This is a genomic window from Streptomyces aculeolatus, assembly GCF_020400605.1.
Classification (GTDB): domain Bacteria; phylum Actinomycetota; class Actinomycetes; order Streptomycetales; family Streptomycetaceae; genus Streptomyces; species Streptomyces aculeolatus.
The window spans coordinates 59,513-69,300 of sequence record NZ_JAINRD010000001.1; the positions used below are offsets into that span (position 1 = coordinate 59,513).

Annotated in this window: 5 protein-coding genes; all 5 read right to left on the reverse strand. The window is 76.7% G+C overall.

Features of this window, described 5'->3' with window-relative positions:
- Nucleotides 1-37: 37 nt before the first annotated feature.
- Nucleotides 38-382 carry a rhodanese-like domain-containing protein gene (locus tag LG396_RS00265; RefSeq protein WP_018840684.1) on the reverse strand — a complete coding sequence of 115 codons (345 nt, stop codon included), beginning with the start codon at nucleotides 380-382 and terminating at the stop codon, nucleotides 38-40.
- A gap of 81 nt (nucleotides 383-463) precedes the next feature.
- Entirely contained in the window at nucleotides 464-1,300 is an 837-nt protein-coding gene (locus LG396_RS00270; protein ID WP_037745945.1) for a J domain-containing protein, read from the reverse strand.
- Between the two features lie 295 nt (nucleotides 1,301-1,595).
- The gene (locus LG396_RS00275) at nucleotides 1,596-2,171 is read right to left on the reverse strand and encodes a TerD family protein (RefSeq protein ID WP_018840686.1); all 576 of its coding nucleotides are present in this window, start codon (nucleotides 2,169-2,171) and stop codon (nucleotides 1,596-1,598) included.
- A gap of 318 nt (nucleotides 2,172-2,489) precedes the next feature.
- Entirely contained in the window at nucleotides 2,490-4,004 is a 1,515-nt protein-coding gene (locus LG396_RS00280) for an FAD-dependent monooxygenase (protein WP_225793112.1), read from the reverse strand.
- Entirely contained in the window at nucleotides 3,997-9,786 is a 5,790-nt protein-coding gene (locus LG396_RS00285; RefSeq protein WP_225793113.1) for an alpha/beta fold hydrolase, read from the reverse strand. Before LG396_RS00285 ends, LG396_RS00280 begins: the two co-directional genes overlap by 8 nt.
- Nucleotides 9,787-9,788: the final 2 nt, after the last annotated feature.

Genomic DNA, 9,788 nt, shown 5'->3' on the forward strand with positions numbered 1-9,788 from the left:
CCGGGACGGGACAGCGCCGAAGGTGACGCGGCGGGCGTCAGAGCACGTGCCCCGGGGTGCCCTTGTCGTCCACGACCGGCCGGCCGGCGGCGGCCCACGCCTCCATGCCGCCGGCGACGTTCACGGCGTCCATCCCCTGCTGCGCGAGGTACATCGCCACCTGCGCCGAGCGCCCGCCGGAGCGGCAGATGACGTTGATCCGGCCGTCCTGCGGCGCCGCCTCGGTCACCTCGCCGTAGCGCGCGGCGAACTGGCTCATCGGGACGTGCAGGGCGCCCTCGGCGTGACCGGCCTGCCACTCGTCGTCCTCGCGGACGTCCAGCAGGAAGGCGCCGTCCGTCAGCTCGTCGATGCCGACCGTGGGTACGTGACCAAAGCTCATGCCCCGACGCTACCGGACCACCGCCGCCCGGCGCCCGGCGCCGCCGCCCGTCCCGGTCTCAGCCGCGGGCCCGTCCCGGCTTCAGCCGCGGGCGAGTTCCGCGAGCGTCGTCTCCTTCTCCGCCACCCGCGCCAGCAGCTCTTCCGCGATCTCCTCCAGCAGCCGGTCCGGGTCGTCCGGCGCCAGCTTCAGCATCTGGCCGATCGCGCCGTCCTCCAGCTGCTTCGCGACCGACACCAGCAGCTCCTTGCGCTGGGCCAGCCACTCCAGCCGCGCGTACAGCTCCTCGGTGCGGCTGCGCCGGGGCTCCTCGGGCGCGGGCCCGGCCTCCCACTCCGCCTTGAGCGCGGTCAGGGCCTCGACGTCCCCGGAGGCGTACGCGATGTTCACCCGGGCGATGAAGGCGCTGCGCCGGTCCGACTCGTGCTCGTCCTGGGCGAGGTCGGGGTGCGCCATGCGGGCCAGCTCGCGGTAGAGCTTGCGGGCCTCCTCGCTGGGCCGCACCCGCGGCGGCGGCGACACCGGCCGCCCGGTGAGCATGTCGGCCGCCTCGGGCGAGAGCCCGTCGGAGTCGAGCCAGCCGCCGAACAGCTCCTCGACGCCGGGCATCGGCATGACCAGCGCCCGCGCCTCGTCGGCCCGGCGCTTGTCCTCGGGGTCCCCGGTCTGCTCGGCGCGGGCCTCGGCGATGAGGGCGTCCAGCTCGTCGAGGCGGCTGTACATGGGGCCGAGGCGCTGGTGGTGCAGGCGGGAGAAGTTGTCGACCTCGATACGGAACGTCTCGACGGCCACCTCGAACTCGATGAGGGCCTGCTCCGCGGCCCGTACGGCGCGCTCCAGCCGCTCGGCGCCGCTGTCGGCGCGGGCGTGCTCGTCATCGGGGGGCGTCTGCTCGTCGGGTTCCGCGGGTTCCGTCACCCCGCAAGCGTACGGGGTGGGCCCCGGGGCGGGACGGCCAGTTCGGCGAGGAGTGGCCTGCCCCATACGGACCGCGCCCACCGCCGCGGCCCCGCCACCGAAAGGAGCCCCGCACCGCCAGCGGCACGGGCCCGGCACCGGCCAGGCACGGACCCGGCACCCGCCCCCGGACACGGCGAGACCGGCGACGGCTCGGCCGTCGCCGGTCCGCTGACCGGGCAGGGGCGGGAGGACCGCGGGCCCGGGGGCCCGCTGGTCCACCGCCTCAAGAGCCGTTACCGGCTCGGACGTTGACTCAGACGTTGACGCCGAAGTCCTGCGCGATGCCGCGCAGCCCCGAGGCGTACCCCTGGCCCACGGCGCGGAACTTCCACTCGGCCCCGTTGCGGTACAGCTCGCCGAAGACCATGGCGGTCTCGGTCGAGGCGTCCTCGCTGAGGTCGTAGCGGGCGATCTCGTTGTTGTCGGCCTGGTTGACGACGCGGATGAACGCGTTCCGCACCTGGCCGAAGCTCTGCTGGCGGCTCTCCGCCTCGTAGATCGACACCGGGAAGCTGATCTTCTCGATCTCGGCGGGCACGCCCGCGAGATTCACCTTCACCTGCTCGTCGTCACCCTCGCCCTCACCGGTGAGGTTGTCACCGGTGTGCTCGACGGAGCCGTCGGGGCTCTTGAGGTTGTTGAAGAAGATGAAGTGCTGGTCCGAGAGGACCTTCCCGTCGGCGCCGAGCAGCAGCGCGCTGGCGTCGAGGTCGAAGTCCGAGCCGGTGGTGGTACGCACGTCCCAGCCGAGGCCGACGATGACGGCCGTGAGACCCGGCGCCTCCTTCGTCAGCGAGACGTTTCCACCCTTAGCGAGGCTGACACCCATGAATTACCCTGCCCCAATCCGGCGCGGGCCGCGCCGCTTGACGAACATTGCTGGGCCCGGCTGACCGTGGCACCCACTGGTGCAACGAGCACCCCGGGACCCCGGTTCCCGTCAGCGTACGGCGACGAATCGGACCTCGTGCCCTCGGGTCTACCACCTTCGCCGATCGCCCCGGAACCCCCCGGGCGGCGCGTTACGCCGTCCGGGCGTTTCACGTGAAACACGACCCCGGCCACCCGGCCGGGATCCGTCCCACGCCTCAATCGTTTCATAGCTCGCTGACCAGCGCTTTCCGGTCTTACGGCGCCAACCCGCCCGTCAGCCGCCCGCGACGAGCCGTGCGAGCAGCCCCTCGATCCCGGCGAGCTGCGCGGCGCCCTTGCCGGACGCGGCGACGAACCCGTCCGGACGCAGGAGCACCCAGCCCGTCCGGCGGTGGGCGACATGGGCGTACGCGAGCACCTCCGGATGGGCGCCGGCCAGCCGCTCGGCGGCCGGCCGCAGGCCGCCGGCGTCGCCGGGGCCCAGCGTGAGGAGGCGGAAGCCGTCCTGCCCGGGGTCGGCGGCCGGGACCCACAGGGGCGTCCGGCTGCCGGGGGCCGGCAGGCCGCGGGGCGGCTTGGGCGTGGGGGCGCCGAAGAGCACGTCGGGGTAGCGGGTCAGCCGGCCGGCCAGCATGGGCGCGTACCAGCGCCGCAGCGTGCCCGTGGCCTGCATCAGGGCCCACACCCCGTTGCGTACGCGGGAGGCGAACGGACCGGCGGCGGACTGCCGGATCATGCGGCCCGTCGTCTGGACGACCTGCTCGGCGACGGCGCGCCGCTCGGTGGTGTAGCTGTCGAGCACCGCGGGGGACAGGGTGCCGTGGATCACGCCGGCCAGCTTCCAGGCCAGGTTGCGGCCGTCCTGGATGCCGAGGTTGAGCCCCTGGCCGCCGACGACGGAGTGGACGTGGGCGGCGTCGCCGGCGAGGAACACCCTGCCGGAGCGCATGGTCCGGGCGATCCGCTCCTGGCTGGTGAAGGAGTCGACGGTCGTGGCGGTGGTGAAGCGCAGCCCGCCGGGGCCGCGCTCGTCGAGGATCTCCTGCACCGCCTCCCGCGTCATCGGCATGTCGGGCGGGACCGGGCCGGAGATGCGCACCTGACCGCCGGGCAGCGGGGAGAGCAGCACGGTGCCCTTGCGGCCGAGGTAGTACTGCACCGCGTCCCGCCCGAAGTCGCCGGTCACCTCCCCCTCGGCCAGCAGGAACGTCATCGGCACGCTGCCGCCCTCGAACGGGATGCCGAGCTGCTGCCGCACCGTGCTGCCGACGCCGTCGGCGCCGATCAGCCAGGGCGCCGTCACGGTCTCCTGCCCGCCGTCGGGGCCCTCGGTGGTGAGGGTGACGGTGTCGTCGGCGGTGCTGACGTCCGTGACGCGGACCCCGTACTCGACCTGGCCGCCGAGCTTTTCGAGCACGCCCAGCAGCAGTTGCGTGGTCTCCTGCTGCGGCAGCACCAGCGGTTCGTTCGCCTCGCCCAGCGCGACGCGGAGCGCCTTGCCGTCGGGCATGTGGTACGCGAGGGCGGCGGGCCGCACGCCGCGCGCCAGCGCGTCGTCGAGCATGCCGAGCCCGTCGAGCACGTCGAGCGTCGGCGGCCAGAGCAGGACGGCCCGGGAGCCGGTGTGCGGTTCGGTGTCGGCCTCCAGCAGCCGTACGGGCAGGCCGAGCCGGAGCAGCTCGCACGCGGTCACCAGGCCGCACGGGCCGGCGCCGACCACGACGACGGGGTCGGGCGCGGCCGGGTCCTCGGCGGCGGGATTGCGGCTGTGGTCCTGGGCGTTACTCATCGTTCGTTCTCCAGACGTTGCTGAGCCACGCGCTCACGGCGGCGGCGGTCGTCGCGGCGTGGTCCTCGATCAGGGTGAAGTGATCGCCCGGTACGACGACCTCGGTGTGCGGCAGCGGCCACGGCAGGGGCCGCGCCGGGATCGGCCGCTCGGCCGCGGCGAGCAGCGTGGGGACGTCGGCCGGCGTGGGGTGCAGGGTGTGCAGCAGTTCCAGATAGCGGCCCATCGCCGTGAGGCGGGTGTCGTCGACGACGTCCATCCGCGCGGCGACGCCGTCGAGCAACTCGGGGTGGTCCGCGGGGGTGTAGTCGGTGAGCGGCCGGCTGTCGAGCAGCACCACCGCCGCGGCGCCCAGCCGCGCCGCGAGGGCGTGCGCGAGGAGGCCGCCGGAGGAGTAGCCGACGAAGGCGAACGGCCCGCCGTCCGCCGCGCGCACGGCGGCGACGGCCAGCGCGTCGAGCAGCGCCGGCAGGTTCGCGGGCAGCGGCTCGCCGGCGCGGAAGCCGGGCAGCGGCAGCGCCGTCACCCGGTAGCCGTCGCCGTCACCGTCGCCGCGCAGCGCGGCGGCGAGCCGCGCGAACTGGTGGGGCCCGGACGCCGCGAGCGCGCTGGGCAGCGCGAGAAGCCGCGGCCCGGTGCCGTCGGCGGTCAGCTCGACGGGCGCGGGGAGCGCACCCGGGTCGCCGGTGCCGATGAAGGCCGTACGGAACGAGGCCGCCGTGGCCAGCATCCCGATGAACTCCCGCGACCGCCCCTGCTCCAGCGCGCCCCGGAACATCGCGGGCAGGGAGCCGCCGCCCGCGCCGTGCGCGTCGTACGGACCGGGCGGGCCCGCGGACTCCGGGGACTCGGCGGGGGCGGGGGAGAGGTCGGCGTACAACTGGTCCGTGAGCGCGGCCAGATCGGGGTTCCCCGTGAGGACGGAGGCCGGGAGGGCGGCGCCGGTGGCGCTGTTGAGGCGGTTGCGGAGTTCGACGGTGGTCAGCGAGTCGAAGCCCAGCTCCAGCAGCCCCCGCCCGGCGAGCGCCGCGGGGTCGGCGTGGCCGAGGACGGCGGCGACCTCGGTGGTGACCAGGTCGGCCAGCAGCGTGCGCAGCTCCTCGCCGGTGGCGTCCGCCAGCCGCTGCCGCGCCGCGGACCCGGCCGATCCGGCCGACCCGGCCGGTCCGGCCGGCCCGCCGGATGCCGCCGACCCGCCGGACCCCGCGGGGCCTTCGGGGCGTACGCGGGTGTCGGAGACCAGTTCGGCGAGCAGGGCGCCGGTGCGGGCCGCGCCGTAGGAGGCGGCGAACCGCTCCCAGTCGATCTGCGCCACCACCGCGCCCGGCTCGTCCTCGTCGACGGTCCAGCGCACGCCGTGGAGCATCTCGGTCGCGTCGAGCGGGGCGAGACCGGCGCTTGCGAACCGCTGCTCCCCCTCCCCGGCGCCGCTCCACGTGCCCCAGGCGACGGACGCCACCTCCAGCCCCATGGCCGTCCGCAGCGCCTCGGCCAGCGCCTCGACGTGCGCGCTGACGGCCCCGTACGCGCCCTGGCCGACGCCCCCGAAGGTCGCGGCGACGGAGGAGAAGCACACCAGCGCCTCCAGCGGCACGCCCGCCAGCTCGGCCAGCAGCGCGCCCGCCTCCCCGGCCCCCGCCAGGCTCTCCGACAGCAGCGCCGGGGTGAGCCGGCCGACCGGCACGTCCCCCGGCGGGGCGCCGGCGTGCACGGCGGCGGTGAGCGGCCGGTCCGCGGGGGCGGCCGCCAGGATCTCCTCCTGCTCCGGGCAGGTGCCGAGCGCCGTGGCGGGGATGCCGTCGGCGGTCAGCTCCGCCGCCTCCTCGTCCGTCCCCGCGCGGGTGCCGCCGGCCAGCAGCACGTGCGCCGCGCCCCCGGCCGCGAGCAGCCGCGCGACGGCGCCGCGGGGGCTGCCGTCGGGGCCGGCGACGAGCACGGTGCCGTGCGGCTGCCAGGGGCGGGCCGCGCGGCCCGCGGGGCGGGACCGGTGGGGGCGGGCGCGCACGAGGCGGCGTACGAACAGGCCCTCGGGGCGTACCGCCACCTCGTCCTCGCGCCGCTCGCCGGGGCCGGAGAGCGCCAACACGAGCGCGTCGGCAAGCCGCGACCACGCGCCGTCCGGGGGCGGGTCCACCCGGGGGCCGCCGGCCTCCGGCCGTTCCCCGGCAGTTGCCCCCTCCGGTACGTCCGCCTGCTTCATGTCCTCCTGCGGTACGTCCGACTGCGGTACGTCCCGCCGCGGCTCGTCCTCCTCCGGCAGGTCCACGAGCCCGCCCCACTGCCCCGGCTGCTCGTGCGCCACCGCCCGGCCCAGGCCCCAGACCGCGGCCTGGTCCGCCCGGGGGCCGGCATCGTCCCGGTCCACGGCGACGCCGCCCCGGGTCACCACCCAGAGCGGCGCGTCGAGCGCGGCGTCGGCCAGACCCTGCGCCAGCGCCAGCGTCGCGCTCATGCCCACGGTGAGGTACGACTCGCCGGGTGCCGTCGCGTCGTCGAACGCCAGCAGCGACAGCACACCGGCCGCGCCCTCGGGGGCGGCGTCGCGCAGCCGCGCGGCCAACGCCTCGCGCCCGGCCGCCGCGGCGTCCACCTCCAGCAGCCGGCAGCGCGCACCGCGCCCGGTCAGCGCCCGCAGCGCCGCGGCCGATGCGCCGGGCGCGTCGGCGGGGGCGACGACCAGCCAGTCTCCCCCGATACGCGCCGCGGCCCCCGGCTGCGCCGCCGCCCGCCACGCCACCCGGTAGTGCAGCCGGTCCTGGGCGGCGCTCTCCCGCCCCCGGGCCCGGTACTCGGCGAGCGCCGGCAGCACGGCGTCCAGCGCGGCCGGCTCCACGCCGACGGCCTTCGCCAGGGTCCTGGCGTCCCGCTGCTCCACGTGGTCCCAGAACCAGTCGTCCTGTCCCGTCTCCCCCGTCCCCTTCGCCGCCGGGGCGAGCCAGAACCGCTCGCGGTGGAAGGGGTACGTGGGCAGTTCGCGGCGGCGGGCGCCGGTGCCCGCGAACAGCTCGGGCCACGCGACCGGCAGCCCGGCCGTGTACGCCTCGCCCAGCGTGGTGAGGAAGCGGCCGGCGCCGCCGTCGTCGCGCCGCAGCGTGCCGAGCACCGCCGCGGCCCCGCCGGCGTCCTCGGCGTCGAGGACCTCCTGCACCGCCGCCGTGAGCACCGGGTGGGCTCCCACCTCGACGAACGCCCGGTGCCCCGCGCCGGCCAGCGCGCCGACCGCGGCGCCGAAGCGGACCGTGCTCCGCGCGTTGCGGTACCAGTACCCGGCGTCCAGGCCCGCGGTGTCGAAGGGCTCCCCGGTGACCGTGGAGACGAACCGGATCCGGCCGCGCCGCGGCCGGATGTCCTGCCAGCCGGCGAGCAGCCGGGCGCGGAGCGGTTCGATCTGCGGCGAGTGCGCGGCGAAGTCGACCCGCACCCTGCGGGCGTCCACGTCCTCGGCGGCGAGCGCGGCCAGCAGTTCGTCGAGCGCCCCGGTCTCGCCGGAGACCACGACCCCGGCGGGGCCGTTGACGGCCGCGACCGTCAGCCGGTCCGCCCAGGGCGCGAGCCGGTCGGCCGCGGCCTTCTCGGGCAGCGGTACGACGGCCATGCCGCCCTGCCCCGCCAGGCCGTGCAGCACGGCCCCCCGGTGGGCGATGACGGCGGCGCCGTCCTCCAGGGAGAGCCCGCCCGCGACGACGGCCGCGGCGATCTCGCCCTGCGAGTGGCCCGCGACGGCCGCGGGCCGCACCCCGCACGCCTGCCACAGCTCGGCGAGCGCCACGGAGACGGCCCACTGCGCGGGCTGGACGACGTCGGCCCGCTCCAGGTCGGGGCCTTCGGCGTGCCGCAGTACGTCGCCGAGCGACCAGTCGACGTGCGGCGCCAGCGCCTTCTCGCAGGCGGCGATGTGCTCGGCGAACACCGGTGAGGCGGCGAGCAGTTCGCGGCCCATCCCGGCCCAGTGGGAGCCGCCGCCGCCGAAGAGGAACACCGGCCCCGTGTCGGCGGCCTCCGGCAGCGCCCGGCCGCGTACGACACCCGCCGCGGACCGCCCGTCGGCCAGCGCGCGCAGGCCCTGGGCGAAGCCGTCCGCGTCGGCGGCGGTGACCACCGCGCGGTGCGGGAAGGCCCGGCGGCCGGCGGCGAGCGTGAACCCGGTGTCCAGCACCGCGGGCGGCGCCGCGGGGTCCGCGGTGAGGTGGTCGTGCAGGCGGGCGGCCTGGGCGCGCAGTTCGTCCTCGGTACGGGCCGACAGCGGCCACGGCGCCGGTGCCCCGGCGCGGGTGCCGACCACGAGCGGCGCCGGCCCTTCCGCGGGGCCGTCCCCGGGCTCCGGGGGCTCCGCGGGCGCCTCCTCCAGGATCAGGTGCGCGTTGGTGCCGCTGACCCCGAACGCCGAGACGCCCGCGCGGCGCGGCCGGCCCGTCTGCGGCCACTCCCGGTGCTCGGTGAGCAGCCGCACCTCCCCCGCCGTCCAGTCGACGTGCGGCGTCGGCTCGTCCACGTGCAGGCTCGCGGGCAGCTGCCCGTGGCGGAGCGCCAGGACCATCTTGATGATCCCGGCGACGCCCGCCGCAGAACCGGTGTGGCCGAAGTTCGACTTCAACGAGCCGAGCCACAGCGGCCGTTCCGCGGGCCGCCCCTGCCCGTACGTGGCCAGCAGCGCCTGCGCCTCGATGGGGTCGCCGAGCGTGGTGCCCGTGCCGTGCGCCTCCACGGCGTCGACGTCCCCGGGCGCCAGGCCGGCGGCGGCGAGGGCGGCGCGGATGACGCGCTGCTGCGCGGGGCCGTTGGGGGCGGACAGGCCGTTGCTGGCGCCGTCCTGGTTGACGGCGGAGCCGCGGATCACCGCGAGCACCGGGTGCCCGTGGCGCCGCGCGTCGGACAGCCGCTCCAGCAGGAGCATCCCCACACCCTCGCCCCACCCGGTCCCGTCGGCCGCCGCCGCGAAGGGCTTGCACCGGCCGTCCGGCGCCAGCCCCCGCTGCCGGCTGAACTCCACGAACCCGCCGGGTGTCGACAGCACCATCACCCCGCCCGCGAGCGCCAGTTCGCACTCCCCCGTACGCAGCGACCCGACGGCGGCATGGGTGCTCACCAGCGACGACGAGCAGGCGGTGTCCACCGTCAGCGCCGGGCCCTCCAGGCCGAAGGAGTACGAGATCCGCCCGGACAGCACGCTCGCGGCGTTGCCCGTCATCACGTAGCCCTCGACGCGGTCGGACGTCGTCGTCGTGAGCATCCCGTAGTCCTGGCCGCTGCTCCCGACGAAGACGCCGGTGCGGCTGCCCGCGAGCGACGACACGTCGATGCCCGCCCGCTCGACGGCCTCCCACGCCGCCTCCAGCGCGAGCCGCTGCTGCGGGTCCATGGCCAGGGCCTCGCGCGGCGAGATGCCGAAGAACTCCGCGTCGAAGTCCCCCGCGTCGTGCAGGAATCCGCCGTGGCGCACGTAGCTGGTGCCCGGGTGGTCGGGGTCGGGGTGGTACAGCCCGTCGAGGTCCCAGCCACGGTCCGCGGGGAACCCGCCGATCACGTCACGCCCCGCGGCCAGCAGCTCCCACAGCGCCTCCGGCGTGGCCGCCCCGCCGGGGAACCGGCAGGCCATGCCGACGACGGCGATCGGCTCCCGCTCGCGCCGGTCCGCCTGCCGCAGCCGGCGCATGGCCTCGTGCAGGTCGACGGTCACGCGCTCCAGGTAGTCCCGCAGGCGCGACTCGTTGCCCGCGGGCGTCGGGCCGGCGGTGTCCGCGGTGGCGGTGTTCGCGGTAGCGGTGCCCGCGGTGTTCGTCATGG

What these genes read in the sequence shown, in the direction of transcription:
- LG396_RS00275 (WP_018840686.1), bottom strand. Translation starts at nt 2,171, where the DNA reads ATGGGTGTCAGCCTCGCTAAGGGTGGAAACGTCTCGCTGACGAAGGAG.
- LG396_RS00265 (WP_018840684.1), bottom strand. Translation starts at nt 382, where the DNA reads ATGAGCTTTGGTCACGTACCCACGGTCGGCATCGACGAGCTGACGGAC.
- LG396_RS00285 (WP_225793113.1), bottom strand. Translation starts at nt 9,786, where the DNA reads ATGACGAACACCGCGGGCACCGCTACCGCGAACACCGCCACCGCGGAC.
- LG396_RS00280 (WP_225793112.1), bottom strand. Translation starts at nt 4,004, where the DNA reads ATGAGTAACGCCCAGGACCACAGCCGCAATCCCGCCGCCGAGGACCCG.